Raw genomic sequence first — 25,790 nt, 5'->3', positions numbered from 1 at the left:
GTGGCGGCATCCGAGATTCTTGAATAAAGGAAGTCTTCCATTGCCCGGTTTAATAGAACTGACGGCGCAATCACGCCTGAAAAAAACAGTCAGCGGCCTGGTGTTGCTGGCCAGCGCCGGCCTTGCAAACGCAGCGACCCTGACCCTGGATCAAGCCCTGCAAAGCGCCTTCGCCGGCAACCCGGAACTGGCCGCTGCGCAATGGGAAATCGGCATCGCCGAAGGTGACCGCCAACAGGCCGGCCTGATCCCCAACCCCGAAGTGTCGTGGGAAGCCGAAGACACCCGCCGTGACTCACGCACCACCACGGTGATGCTCAGTCAGCCGATCGAACTGGGCGGCAAACGCGGCGCCCGCATCGACGTCGCCAGTCGTGCGCAGGACGCTGCCGGCATCGAACTGGAGCGCAAGCGCAATGCCTTGCGTGCCGATGTGATTCAGGCGTTCAACAGCGCGCAAACCGCGCAGCAACGTTTGCAGTTGTCTCGCCAGTCGCTGCAACTGGCCGAGCACGGTTTGCGCGTGGCGCAAGGACGGATCGAGGCGGGTAAATCGTCGCCGGTCGAAGGTACTCGAGCACAAGTGCAGCTCTCGGAAGTGCGCCTTGAATTGAGCCGGGCAGAGCGCGATCAGGCCACTGCGTACCAACAATTGGCGCAAGTCATGGGCACACCGTTGCCGACATCGACCAAGGTGCAGGCACCCACGCAAAGTATGCCGGCCGTTCCTCCACCGACAAGATTGCTCGAGCGCTTGAACGAGACCGCCGAACTGCGTCTGGCCAAGTTGCAGATCGATCAGCGTGAAGCATCGTTGGGCCTGGAAAAGTCCCAGCGCATTCCCGACCTCACCGTGAGCATCGGCAGCCAATACAGCGAAACCGAGCGCGAGCGGGTCAACGTGGTCGGGCTGTCGATGCCGATTCCGTTGTTCAACCGCAATCAGGGCAACGTGCTCGCCGCAGCTCGCCGAACCGATCAGGCGCGGGATCTGCGCAACGCCACCGAGCTGCGATTGCGCACGGAAATCCAGACCAGTCTCGAGCAATGGCAGACCGCCAACGGCGAAGTCACAGCATTCAACCAGACCATCCTGCCCGCCGCGCAAAGTGCGGTCGACAGCGCCACGCGCGGGTTCGAAATGGGCAAGTTCGGTTTCCTCGATGTGCTCGACGCACAACGCACATTGATCGCCGCGCGCAGCCAGTACATCCAGGCCGTCAGCGAAGCCACCGACGCCCGCGTACGCATCGAACGGATCTTTGGCGACCTCAGCGTCAGCCGTTGAATTTCATTTTTCAGACAACTGCGCGATGGCACGGCGCAGAGGAGTTTCCATGGATAAAAAATTGATGATTGTCGCGGTGGCGACGTTGGCGCTGGGCATTGGTATCGGCTCGCAGTGGGCAGGTAACGCAAGCATCGACGCACATGCCGACGAGGCTTCCGAGCATGCCGATCACGCCGAAGAAGGTGCAGCGGCTGAACATGCCGAAGAAGGGCATATCGAATTGAGCGCCGAGCAGATCACGGCTGCCGGTATTCAACTCGCCGAAGCAAAGGCGCAGAACATCAGCCGCGGCCTGCCATTCCCCGGCGAAGTGCGCTTCGATGAAGACCGCACCGCCCACGTCGTGCCGCGCGTGCCGGGCGTGGTCGAGTCGGTGGCGGTAAACCTCGGGCAAACGGTGAAGAAGGGTCAGTTGCTGGCGGTGATCGCCAGTCAGCAGATCTCTGATCAACGCAGCGAACAAGCCGCCGCGCAACGTCGTTTGGCCTTGGCGCGTACCACCTACGAGCGCGAGAAAAAACTCTGGCAGGACAAGATCTCCGCCGAGCAGGATTTCCTCCAGGCGCGCCAGGCACTGCAAGAAGCCGAAATCGCCGTCAGCAATGCGCGGCAAAAGATCAGCGTGCTCAGCGGCAGCGTGGTCGCCACTGGCGGCAACCGCTATGAATTGCGCGCACCGTTCGACGGTGTGGTAGTGGAGAAACACCTGACGCCGGGCGAGGTGGTCGATGAAAGCACAGCGGCGTTCACCCTCTCGGATCTGTCGCGAGTGTGGGTGACGTTCGGCGTTTCACCGAAGGATCTGAACAAGGTGCAGGTGGGTAAAGCGGTCACCGTCAGCGCCCCGGAACTCAACGCGGAAGTGGTCGGCAGCGTGGCTTACGTCGGCAGTTTGCTCGGCGAGCAAACCCGCACCGCAACTGTTCGCGTCACCTTGGAAAACCCGCAAGGCTCGTGGCGCCCCGGGTTGTTCGTCACTGCGCTGGTGGCGACCGACAGCCGTGAAGCGAAAGTCGCCGTGCCGGAAACCGCGATCCAGACCGTAGAGGACAAACCCACCGTGTTCGTCCGCACCGATGATGGTTTCGAAGCGCGCGCGGTTGAGCTGGGCAGCCGCGCAGCCGGCCATGTGGAAATCACTCAAGGGCTGGAGCCGGGCGTGCAAGTCGCCAGCGCCGGCAGCTTCGTCCTCAAATCGGAACTGGGCAAAGCCTCAGCCGAGCACAGTCATTAATTCTGGAAGGTCCTCATGTTCGAACGCCTGATCCAGTTTGCCATCGAGCAGCGCATCATCGTCCTGCTCGCCGTTCTGCTCATGGCCGGCCTCGGCATCGCCAGTTATCAAAAACTGCCGATCGACGCCGTGCCCGACATCACCAACGTCCAGGTGCAAATCAACACCGGCGCCGCCGGGTTCTCGCCGCTGGAAACCGAGCAGCGCATCACCTTCCCGATTGAAACCGCCATGGCCGGTCTGCCGGCACTCGAACAAACCCGTTCGCTGTCGCGCTCGGGGCTGTCGCAAGTCACGGTGATCTTCAAGGACGGCACCGACCTGTTCTTCGCCCGCCAATTGGTCAACGAGCGTCTGCAGATCGCCAAGGAGCAATTGCCTGAAGGCGCAGAAGCGGTCATGGGGCCGATTTCCACCGGGCTCGGCGAGATTTTTCTGTGGACGGTTGAGGCGAAGGAGGGCGCGCTCAAGGACGACGGCACAGCCTACACGCCTACCGATCTGCGGGTGATTCAGGACTGGATCATCAAGCCGCAGTTGCGCAACGTCCCGGGCGTGGCCGAGATCAACACCATCGGCGGCTTCGCCAAGGAATACCAGATTGCGCCGGACCCGAAACGCTTGGCCGCGTACAAGCTGACCCTCACCGATCTGGTCACCGCGCTGGAGCGCAACAACGCCAACGTCGGCGCCGGTTACATCGAACGCAGCGGCGAGCAATTGCTGATCCGCGCGCCGGGGCAAGTGGCGAGCACCGAGGACATCGCCAACATTGTCATGGCCAATGTCGACGGCACACCGATCCGCGTGAAGAACGTCGCCACTGTGGAAATCGGCCGCGAATTGCGCAGCGGCGCGGCCACGGAAAACGGTCGTGAAGTGGTGCTCGGCACGGTGTTCATGTTGATCGGCGAGAACAGCCGCACGGTCTCGCAAGCGGTCGCCAGCAAACTCGAACAGATCAACAAATCCTTGCCGCAAGGCGTGATCGCCGTGCCGGTGTACGACCGCACGCACCTGGTCGACAAAGCCATCGCCACGGTGAAAAAGAACCTCATCGAAGGCGCGATTCTGGTGATCGCGATTCTGTTTCTGTTCCTCGGCAACATCCGCGCGGCGCTGATCACCGCGATGGTGATTCCGCTGTCGATGCTGTTCACTTTCACCGGGATGTTCAGCAACAAGGTCAGCGCCAACCTGATGAGCCTCGGCGCCCTCGACTTCGGCATCATCGTCGACGGCGCGGTGGTGATCGTCGAAAACACCCTGCGTCGGTTGGCCCATGCGCAGCAGCATCACGGCCGTTTGCTGACTCGCGCCGAGCGTTTCAAGGAAGTCTTTGCCGCAGCGAAAGAGGCGCGGCGACCGCTGATTTTCGGCCAGTTGATCATCATGGTCGTGTACCTGCCGATCTTCGCCCTGAGCGGCGTTGAAGGGAAAATGTTCCACCCGATGGCGTTCACTGTGGTGATTGCGTTGCTCGGTGCCATGTTGCTTTCGGTGACTTTTGTTCCAGCGGCGATTGCGCTGTTCGTGACTGGCAAGGTCAAGGAAGAAGAGGGCGCGGTGATGCGCGGCGCACGTCGCGTTTATGCACCGGCGCTGGCGTGGGTGATGAGTCATCGTGCTGTCGCGGTGGGCGCTGCTTTGGGCGTGATCGTGCTTAGCGGTGTGCTCACCAGCCGCATGGGCAGCGAGTTTGTGCCGAGCCTCAGCGAAGGGGATTTTGCTTTGCAAGCGTTGCGCGTGCCGGGCACCAGCCTGACGCAATCGGTGGACATGCAGCAGCGGCTGGAAACGCTGATTCTGGCGAAGGTGCCGGAAGTCGAGCGTGTTTTTGCCCGAACTGGCACCGCCGAAATCGCCTCCGACCCGATGCCGCCGAACATCTCTGACAGCTACGTGATGCTCAAACCGAAAGAGCAGTGGCCGGACCCGGGCAAGTCCCGCGAAACCTTGATGGCCGAACTGCAAGCCGCCGCCGCAACGCTGCCGGGCAGCAACTATGAGCTGTCGCAGCCGATTCAATTGCGCTTCAACGAACTGATTTCCGGCGTGCGCAGTGACGTCGCAGTGAAGGTGTTCGGCGATGACATGGACGTGCTCAATGCCACGGCGGCGAAGATTGCCGCCGCGATGCAGAAGGTCAACGGCGCCTCCGAGGTCAAGGTTGAGCAGACTACCGGGCTGCCGGTGCTGACCATCAACATTGATCGCGATAAGGCCGCGCGCTACGGGCTCAACGTCGGGGATGTGCAGGACACCATTGCGGTCGCGGTGGGCGGGCGGCAGGCCGGGACGTTGTATGAGGGTGATCGGCGTTTCGACATGGTCGTGCGCTTGTCAGATGCCATGCGCAAGGATATCGACGGCTTGTCGGCGTTGCTGATTCCGGTGCCGGCGCCTTTGAATGGAGCGGCGAATCAAATCGGCTTTATCGCGCTGCAAGACGTCGCCAGCCTCGACCTGGTGCTCGGGCCGAATCAGGTCAGCCGCGAGAACGGCAAGCGTCTGGTGATCGTCAGCGCCAACGTGCGCGGGCGTGATATCGGTTCATTTGTCAGCGAGGCCGGGGAGGTGATCGAGCGTGATGTGCAAGTGCCGGCCGGTTACTGGACCAGTTGGGGCGGCCAGTTCGAACAACTGCAATCGGCGGCCAAGCGCTTGCAGATTGTGGTGCCGGTGGCGCTGCTGCTGGTGTTCGGGTTGTTGTTCATGATGTTCAACAATCTCAAGGACGGCTTGCTGGTGTTTACCGGGATTCCGTTTGCCTTGACCGGTGGGGTCATGGCGCTGTGGCTGCGCGATATTCCGTTGTCGATTTCGGCCGGTGTCGGGTTTATCGCGTTGTCCGGGGTGGCGGTGTTGAACGGCTTGGTGATGATTGCGTTTATTCGTAATTTGCGTGAGGAGGGGCGGTCGCTGTCGGACGCGATTCATGAGGGTGCGTTGACGCGTCTGCGACCGGTGTTGATGACGGCGCTGGTAGCGTCGCTGGGGTTTATTCCGATGGCGCTTGCGACCGGTACCGGCGCTGAAGTGCAACGGCCACTGGCAACCGTGGTGATCGGCGGGATTCTGTCTTCCACGATCCTGACGCTGCTGATCTTGCCGGCCCTCTACCAGCTCGCCCATCGCCGGGAGGAGAACCCCGATCCGTCTCAATAGGTAATCCCCTTGTGGGAGCGAGCTTGCTCGCGAAGGCGGTGTGTCATTCAACAAATAAGTCGACTGATACGGCCTCTTCGCGAGCAAGCTCGCTCCCACAGGGGGCCGTGCACTGATCCGGCACATAACGGATATGTAATTTCCCCGCCACCGTCACGAAAGGTGCGCCTTGTTACCTTGATCCCGTCAGTTACTTAAACGAGGAATCAACGATGAAACTTGCCCAACTCAGTACTTTCGCAGCCGCTCTGGCGATCTCTTCCGTGGCCCTGGCCGAAGGCGGCGGTGACCGCACTTTCGAGCGGATGATGACCAGCCACGACCGCTCCATGGAGCTCTTCGTCGCCAAGGAAAAGGCCGCCGGCAACCCGGTTGTCGTCAACGACAAGAAGGACGACAAAACCCGCGACCTGTAAGCCTGCTGCACCTGAACAAGCCCGATATCGCGCATCGATGCCGGGCTTTTTTTACGCCCGGACGGGAAGGAAAAGGATATGAAAGTACTCAAGTTGATCGCATTCGCCGCTGTCATGGCGATGTCGGTGAATGTGCTTGCTGAAGGTGGCGGTGACCGCACTTTCGAACGCGCGCTCAGCGCCAACAGCAAAGCCATGGAACAGTACGCCGCCAACCAGGGCAAAGCGCCGCCGGTGGTGAAGGATTATGAATATGGAATGAAGCTGGACGTGGTCAAGGTGGTGAGCGTGGTGAAGCCGCAGCCTGCGTGCAAAGTGGTGCCCACCGCGATGACCTATGAGGACTCCAAAGGCCAGCTCAATACCATCAAGTACAACGTGATGGGCGTGTGTCGGAACGGCGGGAGCTGAATCCTTCACGGCGAAACGCGGGCCCATGTAGGAGCTGCCGAAGGCTGCGATCTGTTGATCTTGATCTTTAAAATCAAAAGATCGCAGCCTTCGGCAGCTCCTACACGTTCTGTATTTCAATTCGTGATGTTTAAGTGTTGTGTGAGAAGTGCGGAACCTTCCCACAATGTTTTCAGGTTGTCCGTCGGACGTCAGCTCTCTAGCCTGTGTGGGTCGCTGCCAATTCAGCGATCGGGATTGGAACCCCGTGGCTTTACAGAAAGCGAAAGCACTTTTCATGACGTATGCTTGCACACCTTTGATGGTATGCAGTTCGTTATGGCAGCTGTGCGCGGGAGACTTCGAGTCTGTCGGGTTTTCTGTTCCCCGGGTTCCAACCTGCGTACAGCTGCCACCCTTTCGATTGGAACCGAATGGGCCAGCTCCACTATCAGAACAGAAGATGAACCTTATGAAAAAGCCAACCCCAAATCCCCCCGAAACAGACACCATCCCTGACGCCAACTCAACATCCCCCTACGTCTCCATTGAGACTAGAAAACTCCACGAAGCCGCCGACCGCGCTCTCGACTTCTACCTCAAACCGTCGACCGCCATCATGTCCGCACCGTACATCCCCAACCAGATGTTTCTGGTCAATCCCAAAGCCGACACCGAATCATTACTGGCCAACGCCAGCGAATCCCTGGCCTCGGCCACGGTGATGCTCGGCGACTTCGCCGCGCTGCTGGGCGGCACCCATCGCAAAACCCTGCTCGGTATCGCCCAGGTCGTGATGCTTGGCGAACTGGCGGTGAACAAAGCACTGGATAACGTAGATCCAAACGCGTAGCTATCAATGGCCGGGTTTTATCCGTTGTTTTTGCGTTGACCTCAAAATCCTGCCCTCTCACCCCAGCCCTCTCCCCCGAGGGGGCGAGGGGGAAAGGGAGCAGATCTTCAAGCCATTCAAAACCAGAGTACGCCCCGGTTTTTCAGGTCGGTGTATCTTCAACAACCAACTCGGTCAGTCCCCTTTCACCCAGGGGGAAAGGGAGCAGGCTTTCGAGCCATTCAAAACCAGAGTACGCCCCGGTTTTTCAGGTCGATGTATCTTCAACAGCCAACTCGGTCAGTCCCCTCTACCTCTGGGAGAGGGCTAGGGTGAGGGCCGGGCCTAAACCTGGAAAACATAACCACGGCAAAACGCAAAGCAAAAAAAGGCGCCCCGAAGGACGCCAAAAGATTCACCTCTTACCAAAGGAGCAAGGAGCTTCTAAAGGTGAATTTGCATCAACCGCCCAATCAGAGAATCGCCAACGGATACTCGACAATCACCCGCACTTCATCCAGATCCGACTCGAACGCCGTGGCGCGGGTTGTGGCCTGGCGCAAGCGTAGTGACAAGTCTTTCATCGAACCGCTTTGCACCACGTATTTGACTTCGATATCGCGCTCCCAACGCTTCTGATCGGTCAGCGGATTGCCCTCAGCATCGCGGCGCATATACACGGCGTTAGCGTTGGAATAATCGGCGTCGGTGCCGCGTGCGTAGCGAGTCATGAACGACAAACCGGGTACGCCGTAAGTGCTCATGTCGAGGTCATAACGCACCATCCACGAACGCTCTTTCGGCGAGTTGAAGTCGCTGTACTGGATCGAGTTGTCGAGGAAGATCGAATCGGACTGGCGCAGGTAATCGAAGTCGTCATTGCCGTTGTTGCGCTGGTGGGAGAGGGCGACGGAGTGCGCGCCAAGTTTCACGCCGACGCGGCCGCTCCAGATGTTGTTGTCGAACTCGCCGAGCAGTTGTTTGCCTTCATCGACGGCTTTGTAATAGTTCAGACCACCGAACAGCGACAGGTCATCGGACAGCGGATAGGTCCAAGCGGTGCCTGCGTAGTACTGATTCCACGCATCCTTCAGACGGCTGGAGTACAGGCTGAAACTGAGGTTTTTGTTCAGCACATAATCGCCGCCGCCATAAGCGATCCACGGCGAGTTGACCGGGCCGGCGTAGAACGTGGCGAAGTTCTCGCGCATGTCACTCGACACCGGTTGGCTCATCGCATGTAACCGTCCGCCCTGCACCGACAGGCCTTCGATACTGGTGTTGGTCGCCGTCACCCCGCGAAAGCTTTCCGGTAACAAGCGCGAATCACCGGCCGCCACCATCGGGTTGGCCGGGAACACATCACCGACCTTGACCACCGTATCGAACGCCCGAATTTTCGCGGCGCCACCGACCTTGGTGTATTCGTCTCGCGCCTCGCCATCACTGTTGACCGGCAACACATCAAACGAACTGCGCCCGCCGTTGCGGCCGTCACCGCTGTCGAGTTTTAGCCCGATCATCGCAAACGCATCAACACCGACCCCGACGGTGCCCTGGGTGAAACCGGATTCGAACTTGCTGATCACCGCATGCGCCCAGGCTTCGGAATAACCGTTGCCGGTGGGGCTGGACTGGCCGTTGCGATGATCACGATTGAAGTAGAAGTTGCGGTTGAGCACCGTCAGGCTGCTGCCTTCGACAAAGCCTTCAGGCTTGTCTTCAGCAAACACCGTGGACGGCCCGGCGCCGACCACCACCGCTAAAGCGGCCATCGATATTTTTGTAGGGTTAACCATCAAACACTCCTTGGGTTCGGCAGAACGGGAACGTGCTTCGGCGTGGGTTTTATTGTTCGGCGGGGCAGGGCCCGCCGGCATGGTCGCCGGGTGACATCGTTGCAAGCTGCGGATAACGCCAAGGTGATGAGGAAATTACAATTTCGTCATGTGGCTGGAATTAAAACCCTGTGTCAGGTCAGGGCTGCGAGTTGTTCGATTGTCTGTGGAAAACGCTCGACCAGACGGATCAGGGTTGTGGCCTGAGCATTGGGCGTTGCTCGTCCTTGCTCCCAGTTTTCGAGCGTTCGCGTGTTGGTGCGTAGATACATCGCGAATACTGACCGGGAAAGATTAAGTTGCTGACGGATGGCTATCACTTCTTCAGCAGTGATCGGCATCAGTTTTGGCAGTTGAACTTTGTGGGTACGCAAGGTGATTTTGCCTTGGCGTTCATCGGCCAGTGCTTCCAGTCCATCCATCAGTTCGGAAAAAATGTCACGTTTCATAGTGGGTTCTCGCGTTGAGTTCTATATCCAGCGTTTTTCTGAAAAGTTTTTTCTGGGCAGGCGTCAAATCGTCCTGCTCGTTTTTGTTGTAGACGGTAAAGAGCCAGAACTGATCGAAGCCTAACCACCAGTAATAAATCACTCGTAATCCGCTGCGCTTACCTTTCCCTCTTCGTTGGTCGCCAAAGCGAATTTTACGAAGCCCGCCTGTGTCCTCGATGAGATCGCCCGCTTCCGGATTTTTCAGCAGCTCCAGTTGAAAGCTGCGAAACAGATCGTCATCCAGATAGTCGTCTCGGTGCTTCTGAAATACAGGCAATTCGATAAATAGAGCATCCATTTTCTGTACGCTACCTACGTATAGTGTTGTCTCGATAATCGAATCGGTCAAGGCCTCCTGGCCTTGCTTTTCGTCCCTTTTTCAACGGTAGACGCCGCTCGTAAAAACACCTGTAGGACGAATCGCCGCGTGTGGTGAGAACGTTCGATTGATCTATGAAGAGGCTTCGCAGCTGCCGTGTCGGAACAATCTCGCAAGCAGTGCCCAACGCCGAATGGTGATAGCGGCGGGGTGTCAGGCGAAGAAGAGGTTGAATGTGCCGACGCCTTCGCGAGCAGGCTCGCTCCCACAGTGATCCAGGGTGGTTACAGACTTTGTGAGCACCATCGAAACCTGTGGGAGCCGGGCTTATCCGCAAAAACAAAAACGGCACCCGAAGGTGCCGTTTCTATTTGTAGCTAAAAGCGACGGAGCAATCAGCCCGCCAGACCCGCCTGCTGAACCAGAGTCAGCAATGGCTGCGGGTACACACCCAGGAAGAACGCGACCAGGGCGATGGCCAGCAGCATTACGCCGCCTGCCTTCTGCTCCCAGTGCAGCTGGGCGTCGTGGCGACGCAGGTTTGGTTCGATCAGGTACAGGGTGACCATCACGCGCAGGTAGTAGAACACGCCGATGGCGCTGCCCAGTACCAAGGACCCGACCAGCCACCATTGGTGCGATTCAACACCGGTAGCGATGATGTAGAACTTGCCGATGAAGCCAGCGGTCAGCGGGATACCCGCCAGCGACAGCATCATCACGGTCAGCACGGCGGTCAGGTACGGACGACGCCAGAACAGGCCGCGGTATTCGTACAGCGCATCAGCGTCACGGCCGTTGTACGGCGAGGACATCAGGGTGATCACGCCGAACGCGCCGAGGCTGGTGATCACGTAGGTGACCAGGTACACGCCGATGGCTTCCACCGCCAGACCTTTGCTCGCCACCAGAGCGATCAGCAGGTAGCCGAAGTGTGCGATGGACGAGTAACCGAGCAGACGCTTGAGGTTGCTCTGGGTCAGGGCCAGCAGGTTACCAAACAGGATCGAGGCGATGGCGATGACGGTCAGCACGTCGCTCAGTACGCCACTGCTGGCAGCAGGGGAGATCTGGAACAGACGCACCATCACCGCAAACACTGCAACCTTCGACGCGGTTGCGAGGAACGCAGCCACCGGTGCCGGAGCACCTTCGTAAACGTCCGGCGTCCACAGGTGGAACGGTACCAGCGACAGTTTGAACGCCAGACCGATCAGCATCATGCCCAGGCCCAGTTGCGCCAGCGAGCTAGGCAGGCCAGTCGCAGCCAGGGCCTGACCAATACCGACGAAGCTCAGCGAACCCGAATCGGCGTACAGCAGCGCCATACCGAACAACAGGAACGCGGAACCGGCGGCCGACAGCACCATGTACTTGATGCCGGCTTCCAGCGAACGCTTGTTGAAGAATGCGTAAGCCACCAGACCGTAGACCGGTACCGAGAGCAGTTCCAGACCGATGAACAAACCGGCCAGGTGCTGCGCGCTGACCAGAACCAGACCACCGGCGGCGGCCATCAGGATCAGCAAGTACAGTTCTTCACGGTTGCCCGGGTAGCCCGAACCGCCATCGCCCAGATAGGCGTGGGCGAGGGTGACGCAGGCGAGGGTGGCGACCAGGATCAGCGCCATGTACAGGCAAGCGAAGGTGTCGATCTGCAGCAGTGGAGTCACGGCCAGAGGCGCGACTTTCAGGGCTGGGAGGATCGACAGCAAGGCCAGGTTCAGACCGGCGACCGAGATCAGGAAGGTCTGCGAGTGGTTGCGGCGCCAGGCGATTGCCAGCATCACCACGATAATGGTGAGGCTGGTGATCAACAGTGGCGCAAGCGCAATAAAGTGTTGAATCGTGAATTCCATAGCGCTCTTACCGGGCCGAAGCGAGTTGAGTGAAGGCGGTGCCGAGCCACTGCTGCACGCCATGCATCGTGGCGGCAGACGTGTCGAGGAACGGTTGCGGGTAGACGCCGATGTAGATCAGCAACACCGCAAGGCCTAGCACCATGATCAGTTCGCGAGCGTCCATACCGTGCAGGATCGAATCCGATTTCGCCGGACCGAAGTAAGCACGGTGGATCATGATCAGCGAGTAGACCGAACCGAACACCAGACCGGAAGTGGCAATCGCAGTGATCCACGGCCAGCTTGCGAAGGAGCCGATCAGGATCAGGAACTCACCGACAAAGTTACCGGTACCCGGCAGACCCAACGAAGCGGCTGCAAAGAACAGGCTGATCGCCGGCAGGTAAGCGATACGCGACCACACACCGCCCATCTCACGCATGTCACGAGTGTGCAGACGCTCGTACAACTGACCGCTGAGGATAAACAGTGCCGCCGCCGACACACCGTGCGCGAGCATCTGGATCACTGCACCTTGCAGGGCCAGTTGGCTGCCGGAGTAGATGCCAATCAACACGAAACCCATGTGGGAAACGGACGAGAAGGCGATCAGACGCTTGATGTCGGTTTGCGCGAACGCCAGGAACGCACCGTAGAAGATCCCGATCAGACCGAGGGTCATGGCGATCGGCGCGAACTCGGCCGAGGCATTCGGGAACAGCGGCAGGGCGAAACGCAGCAGACCGTAAGCAGCGGTTTTCAGCAAGATACCGGCGAGGTCGACGGAACCGGCAGTCGGCGCCTGGGCGTGGGCATCAGGCAACCACGAGTGGAACGGTACGACCGGCAGCTTGACCGCGAAGGCGATGAAGAAGCCGAGCATCAGGATGTACTCGGTGGTCATCGACATCTTGGTTTTCAACAGGTCGGCGTAGTTGAAAGTAATCACGCCAGTGTTGTTGAAGTTGACCAGCACCAGACCGAGGATTGCCACCAGCATGATCAGGCCGGAAGCCTGAGTGAAGATGAAGAACTTGGTCGCTGCGTAGATCCGGGTTTTCTTGCCGTCCGAAGAACTGTGACCCCAGAGCGCGATGAGGAAGTACATCGGCACCAGCATCATTTCCCAGAAGAAGAAGAACATGAACAGGTCGAGGGCGAGGAACACGCCGACAACGCCGCCCAGGATCCACATCAGGTTCAGGTGGAAGAAGCCAACGTGACGTTGAATCTCTTTCCACGAGCAGAGTACCGAGAGGATACCCAGCAGGCCGGTCAGCAGGATCATCAACAGCGACAGGCCGTCGAGGGCCAGGTGCACGTTGATGCCGAAGCGCTGGATCCAGACATGCTTGAACTCAAGCGCCCAGGTCGGATCGGCGCCAGGCGCCGGTGCAAATGAATAGTCACCGTGGGCCCACAGCCAGAGGCCGAGGGCGAGTTCCAGGGTCATGGTCAACAGCGCAATCCAGCGCGGGAGGGTAGCGCCGAAGCGCTCACCCATCCAGCACAGCAGGCCGCCGATGAAGGGGATCAGGATTAGCCAAGGCAGAATCATGACGGGCTCGTTTCCTTTCGCAAATTCGCAAGGTTCATATCAGACCGCTACCAGCACGATGGCGCCGATAACCAGCACGGCACCAGCAGCCATCGAAGCAGCGTACCAACGCAGTTGACCGGTCTCGGTGCGGCTCAGGGCAGTGTGACCACCCTTGGCCATACGCGGGATCAGACCGATGGTCTGGTCGAGCGGGTCTTTGCGCAGTACGTGGCTGATCGCCAGGTAAGGCTTGACGAACAGTTTGTCGTAGATCCAGTCGAAGCCCCAGGCAGCGAACCACCAGGCCGAAAGGAAACGGCCGATGCCGCTGTTGGCGATTGCCGTGACGAAGCGACGCTTGCCGAGGAACAGCAGCGCTGCCAGCAGGATACCGGCGAGGGCGATGGCGCCCGAAGCGATTTCCAGACTGTGCTTGGCTTCGCCACCGGCATGTCCAACGCTTTCTGGCAGCACACCGTGCAGCGGAGGCACGATCATGGCGCCAACGAACGTCGACAGCACGATCAGCACCGACAGTGGCAGCCAGTGCGAGATGCCGTGACCGGCGTGGGCTTCAGTCTTGGCTTCACCGTGGAACGTGATGAAGATCAGGCGGAAGGTGTACAGCGACGTCATGAACGCGCCGACCAGACCTGCGTAGAGCAGACCGTGGTTGCCGCTGGCGAACGCTTCCCAAAGGATTTCGTCCTTGGAGTAGAAGCCTGCGGTAACCAGTGGCAGAGCGGCCAGCGCAGCACCACCGACGATGAAGCTGGCGTAGGCCAGTGGCAGTTTTTTCCACAGACCGCCCATCTTGAAGATGTTCTGCTCGTGGTGGCAGGCAACGATCACCGCACCGGAAGCAAGGAACAACAGGGCCTTGAAGAAGGCGTGGGTCATCAGGTGGAAAATCGCGCCATCCCAGGCGCCAACTCCCAGCGCCAGGAACATGTAGCCGATCTGGCTCATGGTCGAGTAGGCGAGGATACGTTTGATGTCGGTTTGAACCAGTGCGGCGAAACCTGCCAGAACCAGCGTCACACCGCCGACGATGCCGACCAGGTGGAGAATTTCCGGCGCCAGGGTGAACAGACCGTGGGTACGGGCGATCAGGTAGACACCGGCAGTCACCATGGTGGCGGCGTGGATCAGTGCCGAAACCGGGGTCGGGCCAGCCATCGCGTCCGCGAGCCAGGTTTGCAGCGGCAGTTGTGCCGATTTACCGACCGCACCACCCAGCAGCATCAGGGTCGCCAAAGTAATCCAGAAATCACCGACCTGGAATTTCTGCGGTGCCAGCACCAGCAGTTCCTGGATGTTCAGCGTGCCCACTTGCTGGAACAGGATGAACAGGCCGATGGCCATGAACACGTCGCCGATCCGGGTCACGATGAAGGCCTTGAGTGCGGCGTTACCGTTGTTGCGGTTGCTGTAGTAGAAACCGATCAACAGGTACGAGCACAGGCCCACGCCTTCCCAGCCGAAGTACAGGAACAACAGGTTATCGCCGAGCACCAGGAACAGCATGCTGGCGATAAACAGGTTGGTGTACGAGAAGAAGCGCGAATAACCCGCTTCGCCGCGCATGTACCAGGACGCGAACAGGTGGATCAGGAAACCTACACCGACAACCACGCCGAGCATGGTGATCGACAGGCCGTCGACGTAGAGGGCGAAGTCAGGCTTGAAGCCTTCGACCGCCATCCATTTCCACAGCACCAGGGTGTAGTGACCGCCTTCCGGTGGCGCGACGTTGAATTGCCAGATGACGTAGGCGGCGACAATCGCCGACAAGCCAATGGAACCCACGCCGATCAGCGCCGAGAGGTTTTCCGACCAGCGTCCACGGGAGAACGACAGCAGCAGGAAACCGATCAGAGGGAATACGAAAGTCAGAAAGATCAGGTTCATCCGCGCATCTCACTGGCAGCGTCGATATCGAGCGTGTGGAAGCGGCGATACAGTTGCAGCAGGATCGCCAGACCAATACTGGCCTCGGCGGCTGCAAGGCTGATCACCAGGATGAACATGATCTGTCCATCCGGCTGGCCCCAACGGGCGCCTGCAACAATGAACGCCAATGCAGAGGCGTTCATCATCACTTCCAGACTCATCAACACGAACAAAATGTTGCGGCGGACCATCAGGCCGACCAGACCAAGGCAGAACAGGATGCCGGCGACGGCCAATCCATGTTCGAGAGGGATAGCAGGCATGTCTTACTCCTTCGCCTCGTTACGGCCCAAATGGAACGCCGTGACGGCTGCAGCGAGCAGCAGCATCGAGGCGAGTTCGACCACCAGCAGGTACGGGCCGAACAGGCTGATGCCCACGGCTTTCGCGTCTACGGTGGTGTGGCCGATGGCCTGACCGCTCTGGTGAGCGAACAGCACATACAGCAGTTCGGCCAGCAGCAGCGCGGCGAGAATCACCGGGCCGGCCCAGATGCCGGGCTTGAGCCAGACGCGTTCTTGCTGAACCGAGGCCGGGCCGAGGTTGAGCATCATCACCACGAACACGAACAGCACCATGATGGCGCCGGCGTAAGCGATCACTTCCAGCACGCCGGCGAACGGTGCGCCGAGTGCGAAGAAGGTCATGGCCACGGCGATCAACGAGATGATCAGGTAGAGCAGGGCGTGCACAGGGTTGGTGTTGGTGACTACGCGAAGCGTGGACACAACAGCGATACCCGATGCGAAATAGAAAGCGAATTCCATCGTTCTTCCTTAAGGCAGCAAGCTCTTCACGTTGATCGGTTCGGCTTCGTTCTGCGCGGAGCCTTTCGGCTTGCCAGCGATTGCCATACCTGCAACACGATAGAAGTTGTAATCAGGGTTTTTGCCGGGGCCGGAGATCAACAGATCTTCTTTCTCGTACACCAGGTCCTGACGTTTGAACTCGGCCATCTCGAAATCCGGTGTCAGCTGGATCGCGGTGGTCGGACAGGCTTCCTCGCAGAGACCGCAGAAAATGCAGCGCGAGAAGTTGATACGGAAGAAGTCCGGGTACCAGCGACCGTCTTCGGTTTCAGCTTTCTGCAGCGAGATGCAACCCACCGGGCAAGCCACGGCGCACAGGTTGCAGGCAACGCAACGCTCTTCGCCATCGGGGTCTCGGGTCAGGACGATGCGACCACGGTAGCGTGGTGGCAGGTAGACCGCTTCTTCCGGGTATTGCAGGGTGTCGCGCTTGCGAAAGCCATGGCCGAAGACCATGACCAGGCTGCGCAACTGGGTACCAGTACCCTTAACGATGTCGCCAATATATTTGAACATGGGTCAAATCCTCACTGAACCGCGACTGCAGGCGTGTTCCACAACACGACCGCAGCGGTCACCAGCAAATTGATCAGGGTCAGTGGCAGGCAGAATTTCCAGCTGAAATCCATCACCTGGTCATAACGCGGACGCGGAATGGAAGCGCGCAGCAGGATGAACAGCATGATGAAGAACGCGGTCTTCAGTGCGAACCAGACGAACGCCAGTTGCGGCAAGATGCCGAACGGACCGTGCCAGCCACCGAAGAACAGGGTGACCAGCAGCGCCGAGATCAGGATGATGCCGATGTATTCACCGACGAAGAACATGCCCCATTTCATACCGGCGTATTCAATGTGGTAACCGTCGGCCAGTTCCTGTTCCGCTTCCGGCTGGTCGAACGGGTGACGGTGAGTCACGGCGACGCCAGCGATGAAGAAGGTACAGAAGCCGAAGAACTGCGGAATGATGAACCACAGGTTCTGCGCCTGGTACTCGACGATGTCGCGCATGTTGAACGAGCCGACCTGGACCACGATGCCCATCAGGGCCAGGCCCATGAACACTTCGTAGGACACGGTCTGCGCCGACGCACGCAAGCTACCGAGCAGGGCGAACTTGTTGTTACTCGACCAACCGGCGAACAACACCGCGTAGACCGACAGACCGGCCATGGCGAAGAAGAACAGCAGGCCGATGTTCAGATCCGCGACGCCCCAGGTCGGGGTGATCGGGATGATCGCGAAGGCGATCAGCAGGGCCGACATCGCCACCACCGGTGCCAAAGTGAAGATCACCTTGTCGGCAAACGGCGGGGTCCAGTCTTCCTTGAAGAACATCTTCAGCATGTCGGCGGCGATCTGGAACATACCGAACGGGCCAACGCGGTTCGGACCGTAACGGTCCTGCCACCAGCCCAGCAGGCGACGTTCGACAAAGCTGAGCAACGCGCCCGCGACCACCACGGCCAGCAGAATCACGATGGCTTTGACGACCGAGAGGATCACATCGATCACTTCAGGGGTGAACCAGGTCATTGCGCTGCCTCCTGCAGACCGTCGACGGATACGCCGGCGAATGCCGGTGGAATGCCGGCGATGCCCGCAGGCAATGCCACCAGACCGGCGCCCAGTTCTTCATTGATGCGCAGCGGCAGACGCAGGGTCTGACCGGCCACGTTCAGGCTCAGCAGGGCACCGTCGTTGACGCCGAGACGATCCGCTTCCGACTTGGCCAGAGCCACGTATGGAGCCGGAATGCGCTCTTGAACCGGTGCGGCTTTCGAAGAGTTCTCTTCGCTGCCGAACAGGTGGAAGAACGGCACGGCTTGCCAGGTCCCCGGCGCCGGGTTGAATGCGCGCGGTGCGGCAGCGAACCAGTTCAGCGAGTCGCCAGTGCTTTCGATCAGGCGGGTGCCCGGGTCGCCAGCGCGGATGTGACCACCGACTTCGTCCTGGAACTTGTTCCACGCTTGTGGCGAGTTCCAGCCCGGCGACCATGCAAATGGTACTTGCTGACGCGGTTCGGCAGAGCCCGAGTAACCTTCCATGGAGAAGGCGAACGCGGTGTCTTTGTCTTGCGGGGTGCGTGGTTCGTGAACGCTGATGTCGGCGCGCATCGCAGTGCGACCGGAATAACGCAGCGGCTCACGCGCCAGTTTCAGACCCTTGATGCGGAACGCCGCCGATGGTGCAGCGTCGACGATACGCGCCAGTTGCTCGGTGCTCGAAGCAACGGCAGCGGTGACGTGGTCGAGTTGCGTCCAGTCGATTGGCTGGTTCAGCAGGGTCGCGCGCAGGGCGTGCAGCCAGCGCCAGCCTTCGTGAACCAGGATGCTCGCATCCATGTATTGCGGGTCGAAAACCTGGAAGAAGCGCTGGGCGCGACCTTCCTGGCTGACCAGCGTACCGTCGCCTTCAGCGAAGCTTGCGGCTGGCAGAACCAGGTGCGCGCGGTCGCTGGTAGCAGTCTTCTGATGATCAGCAACGATCACCACTTGCGCAGCGTTCAGCGCGGCATCGACCTTGTCTTTGGCGGTGCGGGTGTACAGATCGTTTTCCAGCACGACGATCGCGTCAGCCTTACCGTCGATGACGGCTTGCAGCGCCGCGTCGACCGATTCACCACCGAGCATGGCCAGGCCAAGGCTGTTGGCTTCCGGCACGATCAGGCTGATCGAACCGTTCTTCTCGCGCAGCTTCAGGGCCTTGGCGATGTTCGCGGCGGCTTCGATCAGGGCTTTGGAACCCAGCGAAGTACCGGCGATGATCAGCGGACGTTTTGCAGCGAGCAGGGCATCAGCAATGCGCTGGGCCAGTTGCAGTGCTTCGGCGTCCAGACCTTCAACAGCCGGGGCGCTGGCGTCCAGAGCGTGAGCAACGGCGAAACCGATGCGCGCCAGATCGTCCGGAGCGGCGTGTACGCATTCTTCAGCGATGTCGTCGAGCTTGGTTTCGGCCAGGCTGGCGATGAACAGCGGGTTCAGCGCGTGCTGACCGATGTTCTTCACGGCGGCGTCGAGCCAAGGCTGAACGCGCATGGCTTCGGCCATGTCTTCAGCTTTGCCCTTGACCGATTGACGCAGCGACAGCGCCACACGTGCGGCGGTCTGGGTCAGGTCTTCACCGAGGACGAAAATGGCGTCGTGGTCTTCGATGTCGCGCATGTTCGGCACTGGCAGCGGGCTGTCTTTCAGCACTTGCAGGACCAGACGGATGCGCTCCAGTTCAGAGGCTTCGATACCTGAGTAGAAGTGCTCGGCGCCAACCAGTTCGCGCAACGCGTAGTTGCTTTCAAGGCTGGCACGCGGCGAACCGATACCAACGATGTTGCGACCGCGCAGCAAGTCAGCAGCTTTATCCAGTGCAGCATCCAGACCGAGCTTGGTGCCGTCGGCCAGCAGCGGCTGACGTGGACGGTCGGTGCGGTTGACGTAGCCATAACCGAAACGGCCACGGTCGCAGAGGAAGTACTGGTTCACCGAACCGTTGAAACGGTTTTCGATGCGACGCAGTTCACCGTAACGCTCGCCCGGAGAGATGTTGCAACCGCTCGAGCAGCCATGGCAGATGCTCGGCGCGAACTGCATGTCCCACTTGCGGTTGTAGCGTTCGGAGTGAGTCTTGTCGGTGAACACACCGGTCGGGCAGACCTCGGTGAGGTTGCCGGAGAACTCGCTTTCGAGGGTGCCGTCTTCAACGCGACCGAAGTACACGTTGTCGTGGGCGCCGAATACACCGAGATCGGTGCCGCCAGCGTAATCCTTGTAGAAGCGCACGCAGCGGTAGCAAGCGATGCAGCGGTTCATTTCGTGGGAAATGAACGGGCCCAGTTGCTGGTTCTGGTGGGTGCGTTTGGTGAAGCGATAACGGCGCTCGTTGTGGCCGGTCATCACGGTCATGTCTTGCAGGTGGCAATGACCGCCTTCTTCGCACACAGGGCAGTCGTGCGGGTGGTTGGTCATCAGCCATTCAACAACACTGGCGCGGAATGCCTTGGATTCTTCATCTTCGATGGAGATCCAGGTGTTGTCGGTGGCCGGGGTCATGCAGGACATGACGATGCGACCGCGGGTGTCGTTCTCGTCGGTGTACTGCTTGACCGCGCACTGGCGGCAAGCCCCGACGCTACCGAGCGCGGGGTGCCAGCAGAAATATGGAATGTCGAGGCCCAGCGACAGACATGCCTGTAACAGGTTGTCTGCCCCGTCGACTTCGAGCGCTTTGCCGTCTACGTGGATAGTGGCCATGGTTCAAAGGTCTTCGTTGGCCCGGTGTCAGCGGGCGTGGCTAATGGAATCTTGTTATCCGTCCGAATCCAGTCAGCCCCGAAAGGCGTCATCGGACGAAAGGCGAAGGGCACGGACCCTTCGCCTTTTTAAGCGTTTACGCGCCGATTACGATCGGCCTTGCCAGAGGCGGGACGGCGGCGCTGACTGGCGCGATACCGGCTTCGAACTCTGGACGGAAGTATTTGATGGCACTGCCCAACGGTTCCACGGCACCCGGTGCGTGAGCACAGAAGGTCTTGCCCGGGCCGAGGAAGTTGACCAGACCCAGCAGGGTCTCGATGTCGCCTGGCTGACCGCGGCCTTGTTCGATGGCCATCAGCAGCTTGACGCTCCATGGCAAACCATCACGGCACGGGGTGCAGAAACCGCACGACTCGCGAGCGAAGAACTGCTCCATGTTGCGCAGCAAGGAGACCATGTTGACGCTGTCATCCACCGCCATGGCCAGGCCGGTACCCATACGGGTGCCCACTTTGGCGATGCCGCCGGCATACATTTGCGCGTCGAGGTGTTCTGGCAGAAGGAAACCGGTACCGGCGCCGCCTGGCTGCCAGGCCTTGAGCTTGAAGCCGTCGCGCATGCCGCCGGCGTAGTCTTCGAACAACTCGCGACCGGTGACGCCGAAAGGCAATTCCCACAGGCCCGGGTTTTTGACTTTGCCGGAGAAGCCCATGAGCTTGGTGCCCATGTCTTCGCTGCCTTCGCGGGCCAACGATTTGTACCAGTCAACGCCGTCGGCAATGATCGCCGGCACGTTGCACAGGGTTTCCACGTTGTTCACGCAGGTCGGCTTGCCCCACACGCCAACAGCGGCAGGGAAGGGCGGCTTGGAGCGCGGGTTGGCGCGGCGGCCTTCGAGGGAGTTGATCAGTGCGGTTTCTTCACCACAGATGTAACGCCCGGCGCCGGTGTGGACGAACAGCTCGAAATCGAAGCCGCTGCCGAGAATGTTCTTGCCCAGCAGGCCCGCAGCCTTGGCTTCTTCCACAGCACGATTCAAGTGCTTGGCGGCGGTGGTGTATTCGCCGCGCAGGAAGATGTAGCCACGGTAGGTTTTCAGCGCGCGAGCACTGATCAGCATGCCTTCGATCAGCAGATGGGGCAGTTGCTCCATCAGCATGCGGTCTTTCCAGGTGTTCGGTTCCATTTCATCCGCGTTGCACAGCAGGTAGCGGATGTTGATGGATTCGTCCTTGGGCATCAGGCCCCACTTCACGCCAGTGGGGAAGCCTGCACCGCCGCGACCTTTCAAGCCTGCGTCTTTCACGGTCTGGACGATGGCGTCCTGATCCATGTCGGCGAAGGCTTTGCGCGCAGCGGCGTAACCGTTCTTGGCCTGGTACTCGTCGAGCCAAACGGCTTCGCCGTCGTCACGCAGACGCCAGGTCAGCGGGTGAGTCTCGGCCGAACGCTGAATGCGGTTGGCAGGACCGAAAGATGTCAGGGTCATACGTAGCCCTCGAGCAGTTTGGCGACGCCAGCAGGCTGCACGTCACCAAAGGTGTCGTCGTCGATCATCAGCGCCGGTGCCTTGTCGCAGTTGCCGAGGCAGCAGACAGGCAGCAGGGTGAAACGACCGTCGGTGGTGGTCTGACCCAGGCCGATGCCCAGATTGTTCTGGATTTCGCTGACCACCGACTCGTGGCCGCCGATGTAGCAGACCATGCTGTCGCAGACGCGAATGATGTGACGGCCAACCGGCTGACGGAAAATCTGGCTATAGAAAGTAGCCACACCTTCAACGTCGCTGGCCGGGATGCCGAGGATCTCGCCGATCGCGTACAGGGCGCCGTCCGGCACCCAGCCGCGTTCTTTCTGAACGATCTTCAGGGCTTCGATCGACGCCGCGCGCGGGTCTTCGTAGTGATGCAGCTCGTGCTCGATGGCCGAGCGCTCGGTTTCACTCAGGGTGAAACGGTCTGTCTGGATAAGCGTGCTGTTCATGCTTAGCGGTCCACGTCGGCCATAACGAAATCGATACTACCCAGGTACGCAATCATGTCCGCGACCATGCTGCCTTTGATCACCGAAGGGATCTGTTGCAGATGCGGGAAGCTTGGAGTGCGGATCCGGGTACGGTAGCTCATGGTGCCGCCGTCGCTCGTCAGGTAATAACTGTTGATGCCCTTGGTCGCTTCGATCATCTGGAAGGATTCGTTGGCCGGCATCACCGGGCCCCACGAAACTTGCAGGAAGTGCGTGATCAAGGTTTCGATGTGCTGCAGCGTGCGTTCTTTCGGCGGCGGCGTGGTCAGCGGGTGATCCGCCTTGTACGGGCCTTCCGGCATGTTGCGCATGCACTGGTCGATGATCTTGATGCTCTGGCGCATTTCTTCGACGCGAACCATGCAGCGGTCGTAGGCATCGCCGTTGGCAGCCAGCGGTACTTCGAACTCGAAGTTCTCGTAGCCGGAGTACGGACGCGCCTTACGCAGGTCGAAATCGCAACCGGTCGAACGCAGGCCAGCACCGGTGACACCCCATTCTAGGGCTTCTTTGGTGTTGTACTGGGCGACGCCGATGGTACGGCCCTTGAGGATGCTGTTCTGCAGGGCAGCCTTGGTGTATTCGTCGAGGCGTTTTGGCAGCCATTCAACGAAGTCTTTCACCAGTTTTTCCCAGCCGCGCGGCAGGTCGTGGGCAACGCCACCGATGCGGTACCAGGCCGGGTGCAGACGGAAACCGGTGATGGCTTCAATCACCGTGTACGCCTTCTGGCGGTCGGTGAAAGTGAAGAACACCGGGGTCATCGCACCAACGTCCTGGATGTAAGTCCCGAGGAACAGCAGGTGGCTGGTGATCCGGAAGAACTCGGCCATCATGATGCGGATGACGTCGACCTTCTCAGGCACCTTGATGCCGGCCAGCTTCTCGACCGAGAGCACGTACGGCAGGTTGTTCATCACGCCGCCGAGGTAATCGATACGGTCGGTGTACGGGATGAAGCTGTGCCAGGACTGACGCTCGGCCATCTTCTCGGCACCACGGTGGTGGTAACCGATGTCCGGCACGCAGTCGACGATCTCTTCACCGTCCAGTTGCAGAATGATGCGGAACGCACCGTGCGCCGAAGGGTGGTTCGGGCCGAGGTTGAGGAACATGTAGTCCTCGTTCGGGCCGGAGCGCTTCATACCCCAGTCTTCAGGACGGAAGCGCGCGGCTTCTTCCTCAAGCTGTTGCTTGGCGAGGTTGAGGCTGTACGGATCGAATTCGGTGGCGCGCGCCGGGAAGTCCTTGCGCAGCGGGTGACCTTCCCAGGTCGGCGGCATCATGATGCGCGACAGGTGCGGGTGACCTTTGAAGTCGATGCCGAACATGTCCCAGACTTCGCGCTCGTACCAGTTGGCGTTCGGCCAGATGCTGGTGACGGTCGGCAAGCTGAGGTCGCTCTCGGACAAGGCGACCTTGATCATCACGTCACTATTACGCTCCAGCGACATGAGGTGATAGAACACGGTGAACTCGGCGTCGCTCGGCAGCCCTTGACGCTTGGTGCGCAGACGCTCGTCCACGCCGTGCAGGTCATAGAGCATGACGTACGGCTTGGGCAGGTTACGCAGGAAAGTCAGGACTTCGACGAGTTTGGCACGCGCCACCCACAGCACCGGCATGCCGGTGCGGGTCGGCTGGGCGGTGAACGCCTCCGGGCCAAAACGGTTGTTCAATTCAACGACCACATCCTGGTCGTCTGCCTTATAAGGCGGGATGTACAGAGCGCTGCCTGTAGTCATGGTTATTTTTTCGCTTTCGGTCAACGTAAAGAATGAAGCCAGCTTCTCGTTTCTATTTCAGAACAGATCTGGATCAGACTTCGTCAGGGCTGCGCAGGTTGGTGACTGCGATTCGCTGTTCGCGGCGCTCTTCCTTCTGCGAAGGCATGTCGGCGCGATAAACGCCTTGATCGCCAACGACCCAGGAAAGCGGACGACGTTCCTTGCCGATCGATTCCTGCAACAGCATCAAGCCTTGCAGAAATGCTTCCGGACGAGGAGGGCAGCCAGGTACGTAGACGTCCACGGGCAGGAACTTGTCCACGCCTTGAACCACAGAGTAGATGTCGTACATGCCACCGGAGTTAGCGCACGAACCCATGGAGATAACCCACTTCGGTTCGAGCATCTGCTCGTAGAGACGCTGGATGATCGGCGCCATCTTGATGAAGCAGGTCCCGGCGATAACCATGAAGTCGGCCTGACGCGGCGATGCCCGGATCACTTCGGCGCCAAAGCGCGCGATGTCGTGGGGCGCCGTGAAGGCGGTGGTCATTTCCACGTAGCAGCACGACAAGCCGAAGTTGTACGGCCACAGGGAGTTCTTACGTCCCCAGTTGACCGCGCCACTCAGCACGTCTTCCAGCTTGCCCATGAAAATGTTTTTGTGGACTTGATCTTCTAACGGATCGGAAACGGTTTCCCGTTCGCCAATCGGATATTGCTCGTTAGGAGCATCGGGGTCGATCCTGGTGAGATTGTATTGCATTGCCAAAGCCTCATTGTTTCAGCTTCGCCTGCCGCTTGCGACGAGCTTCCGGAGCCCAGTCAAGGGCGCCCACTCGGAACAGGTAGACAAGACCTGCCAACAGAATTGCTATGAAAACGAGAGCTTCGACGAATCCGGTCCAGCCGCTTTCGCGGACGGACACAGACCATGCAAAGAGAAAGAGGGCTTCGATATCGAAGATCACGAAGAGCATCGCGACCAGATAGAATTTGGCTGAGAGCCGCAAGCGGGCGCCACCGGTAGGTAGCATGCCGGACTCGAACGGTTCGTTTTTGCTGCGACCCCAGGCTTTTGACCCGAGGAGGCTGGAGACGCCAAGCATGAAGGCACACAGGCCGACGACACCCAGAAGGAAAATGGCAAAGCCCCAGTTGTGGGCCATGAGTCCTGTCGCTTCGGGCATGCTGGTAATCCTTAACAGAGAGCAAAGGTCTCTGAGCTTGATAAAGAAATAGGCAGTGACGATATGTCGCAGCAATCAATCGCGCTGATTTTATGGCTAAACACCCTGCAAGTAAAATTCCTATAGCGAAATTATTTATTGGAATAAGGACATAGCGCATCTCCAATGCCCTGCAGCCCATGCGTTGCGGGCATTAGGCGGGTTTATGCAAATAATGTTTTGTAGAGAATGTAACGAACATAGTTGCGGCTAAATGATAATTAATATCGTTTGGAGTGGTTTTGTAACTGTTTAACGGGATGTCAGTTGGGAAGTTGTCTTACTTGCACGTTACTGCAAGTAGCGAAGGCGCCCGTTTTAGCGGATTTTTCTGACGGATGTACCGCGCTGGATCAATGTTTTCTCCGAACGACACCGATCCCTGTAGGAGTGAGCCTGCTCGCGATAGCGGTGTGTCAGCTTGCGCATGCGGTGACT

At 59.5% G+C, this 25,790-nt stretch carries 22 protein-coding genes; 6 read left to right on the top strand and 16 right to left on the bottom strand.

What is annotated here, in order from left to right; all coding sequences use genetic code 11:
• Positions 1–40 precede the first annotated feature (40 nt).
• The 6 genes from ACW9IR_RS17725 (at position 41) to ACW9IR_RS17700 (ending at position 7,352) form a co-directional block, all read left to right on the top strand.
• The gene (locus ACW9IR_RS17725; protein ID WP_457464442.1) at positions 41–1,288 is read left to right on the top strand and encodes a TolC family protein; all 1,248 of its coding nucleotides are present in this window, start codon (positions 41–43) and stop codon (positions 1,286–1,288) included.
• A gap of 49 nt (positions 1,289–1,337) precedes the next feature.
• Positions 1,338–2,525 (top strand): efflux RND transporter periplasmic adaptor subunit, encoded by a 1,188-nt coding sequence (locus ACW9IR_RS17720; protein ID WP_457464440.1) that lies wholly within the window; start codon positions 1,338–1,340, stop codon positions 2,523–2,525.
• Positions 2,526–2,540: 15 nt separating this feature from the next.
• Positions 2,541–5,693, top strand: a complete 3,153-nt coding sequence (locus ACW9IR_RS17715; protein WP_457464438.1) for a CusA/CzcA family heavy metal efflux RND transporter — start codon at positions 2,541–2,543, stop codon at positions 5,691–5,693.
• A gap of 212 nt (positions 5,694–5,905) precedes the next feature.
• Positions 5,906–6,109, top strand: a complete 204-nt coding sequence (locus ACW9IR_RS17710; RefSeq protein ID WP_150693910.1) for a co-regulatory protein PtrA N-terminal domain-containing protein — start codon at positions 5,906–5,908, stop codon at positions 6,107–6,109.
• A gap of 78 nt (positions 6,110–6,187) precedes the next feature.
• A complete protein-coding gene (locus ACW9IR_RS17705) occupies positions 6,188–6,520 on the top strand; it encodes a DUF2790 domain-containing protein (protein WP_277762178.1) in 333 nt (110 codons plus the stop codon).
• A 451-nt stretch (positions 6,521–6,971) separates the two neighbouring features.
• Complete coding sequence (locus ACW9IR_RS17700) at positions 6,972–7,352, top strand: DUF6124 family protein (RefSeq protein ID WP_457464435.1); 381 nt, start codon at positions 6,972–6,974, stop codon at positions 7,350–7,352.
• Between the two features lie 452 nt (positions 7,353–7,804).
• Here ACW9IR_RS17700 and ACW9IR_RS17695 read toward each other — a convergent pair whose 3' ends face one another.
• The 16 genes from ACW9IR_RS17695 to ACW9IR_RS17620 all read right to left on the bottom strand — a co-directional run bounded on the left by ACW9IR_RS17695 (position 7,805) and on the right by ACW9IR_RS17620 (position 25,313).
• Positions 7,805–9,130 carry an OprD family porin gene (locus ACW9IR_RS17695; RefSeq protein WP_457464433.1) on the bottom strand — a complete coding sequence of 442 codons (1,326 nt, stop codon included), beginning with the start codon at positions 9,128–9,130 and terminating at the stop codon, positions 7,805–7,807.
• 173 nt (positions 9,131–9,303) lie between these two features.
• Positions 9,304–9,618, bottom strand: a complete 315-nt coding sequence (locus tag ACW9IR_RS17690) for a helix-turn-helix domain-containing protein (protein WP_027614657.1) — start codon at positions 9,616–9,618, stop codon at positions 9,304–9,306.
• On the bottom strand, positions 9,608–9,958 hold the full coding sequence (locus ACW9IR_RS17685; RefSeq protein ID WP_457464449.1) for a toxin: 351 nt from the start codon (positions 9,956–9,958) through the stop codon (positions 9,608–9,610). Before ACW9IR_RS17685 ends, ACW9IR_RS17690 begins: the two co-directional genes overlap by 11 nt.
• A gap of 416 nt (positions 9,959–10,374) precedes the next feature.
• A complete protein-coding gene (nuoN, locus tag ACW9IR_RS17680) occupies positions 10,375–11,838 on the bottom strand; it encodes an NADH-quinone oxidoreductase subunit NuoN (RefSeq protein WP_007920173.1) in 1,464 nt (487 codons plus the stop codon).
• A 7-nt stretch (positions 11,839–11,845) separates the two neighbouring features.
• The gene (gene nuoM, locus ACW9IR_RS17675; RefSeq protein WP_007920174.1) at positions 11,846–13,378 is read right to left on the bottom strand and encodes an NADH-quinone oxidoreductase subunit M; all 1,533 of its coding nucleotides are present in this window, start codon (positions 13,376–13,378) and stop codon (positions 11,846–11,848) included.
• A gap of 39 nt (positions 13,379–13,417) precedes the next feature.
• A complete protein-coding gene (gene nuoL / locus ACW9IR_RS17670) occupies positions 13,418–15,271 on the bottom strand; it encodes an NADH-quinone oxidoreductase subunit L (protein WP_007920175.1) in 1,854 nt (617 codons plus the stop codon).
• A complete protein-coding gene (gene nuoK / locus ACW9IR_RS17665) occupies positions 15,268–15,576 on the bottom strand; it encodes an NADH-quinone oxidoreductase subunit NuoK (protein ID WP_003223790.1) in 309 nt (102 codons plus the stop codon). The genes nuoL and nuoK overlap by 4 nt, the downstream gene beginning before the upstream one ends.
• Before the next feature lie 3 nt (positions 15,577–15,579).
• Positions 15,580–16,080 (bottom strand): NADH-quinone oxidoreductase subunit J, encoded by a 501-nt coding sequence (gene nuoJ, locus ACW9IR_RS17660; RefSeq protein ID WP_007920176.1) that lies wholly within the window; start codon positions 16,078–16,080, stop codon positions 15,580–15,582.
• Between the two features lie 9 nt (positions 16,081–16,089).
• A complete protein-coding gene (gene nuoI / locus ACW9IR_RS17655) occupies positions 16,090–16,638 on the bottom strand; it encodes an NADH-quinone oxidoreductase subunit NuoI (RefSeq protein ID WP_007920177.1) in 549 nt (182 codons plus the stop codon).
• Positions 16,639–16,649: 11 nt separating this feature from the next.
• Complete coding sequence (nuoH, locus tag ACW9IR_RS17650; RefSeq protein WP_007920179.1) at positions 16,650–17,657, bottom strand: NADH-quinone oxidoreductase subunit NuoH; 1,008 nt, start codon at positions 17,655–17,657, stop codon at positions 16,650–16,652.
• The gene (nuoG, locus tag ACW9IR_RS17645; RefSeq protein ID WP_102899360.1) at positions 17,654–20,368 is read right to left on the bottom strand and encodes an NADH-quinone oxidoreductase subunit NuoG; all 2,715 of its coding nucleotides are present in this window, start codon (positions 20,366–20,368) and stop codon (positions 17,654–17,656) included. The genes nuoH and nuoG overlap by 4 nt, the downstream gene beginning before the upstream one ends.
• Positions 20,369–20,504: 136 nt before the next feature.
• Positions 20,505–21,860, bottom strand: coding sequence for an NADH-quinone oxidoreductase subunit NuoF (nuoF, locus tag ACW9IR_RS17640; protein ID WP_007920184.1), 1,356 nt, complete (start codon positions 21,858–21,860; stop codon positions 20,505–20,507).
• Entirely contained in the window at positions 21,857–22,354 is a 498-nt protein-coding gene (nuoE, locus tag ACW9IR_RS17635) for an NADH-quinone oxidoreductase subunit NuoE (RefSeq protein ID WP_007920186.1), read from the bottom strand. The genes nuoF and nuoE overlap by 4 nt, the downstream gene beginning before the upstream one ends.
• Positions 22,355–22,356: 2 nt before the next feature.
• Positions 22,357–24,141 carry an NADH-quinone oxidoreductase subunit C/D gene (nuoC, locus tag ACW9IR_RS17630; RefSeq protein WP_016987416.1) on the bottom strand — a complete coding sequence of 595 codons (1,785 nt, stop codon included), beginning with the start codon at positions 24,139–24,141 and terminating at the stop codon, positions 22,357–22,359.
• Positions 24,142–24,214: 73 nt separating this feature from the next.
• On the bottom strand, positions 24,215–24,889 hold the full coding sequence (locus ACW9IR_RS17625; RefSeq protein ID WP_007920192.1) for a NuoB/complex I 20 kDa subunit family protein: 675 nt from the start codon (positions 24,887–24,889) through the stop codon (positions 24,215–24,217).
• 10 nt (positions 24,890–24,899) lie between these two features.
• Complete coding sequence (locus tag ACW9IR_RS17620) at positions 24,900–25,313, bottom strand: NADH-quinone oxidoreductase subunit A (protein ID WP_003223812.1); 414 nt, start codon at positions 25,311–25,313, stop codon at positions 24,900–24,902.
• Positions 25,314–25,790: the final 477 nt, after the last annotated feature.

It is taken from the genome of Pseudomonas sp. SDT291_1_S447 (assembly GCF_054070155.1).
Note: the sequence above shows the minus strand (reverse complement) of the source record. Positions and strands in the feature narration are given on the sequence as shown.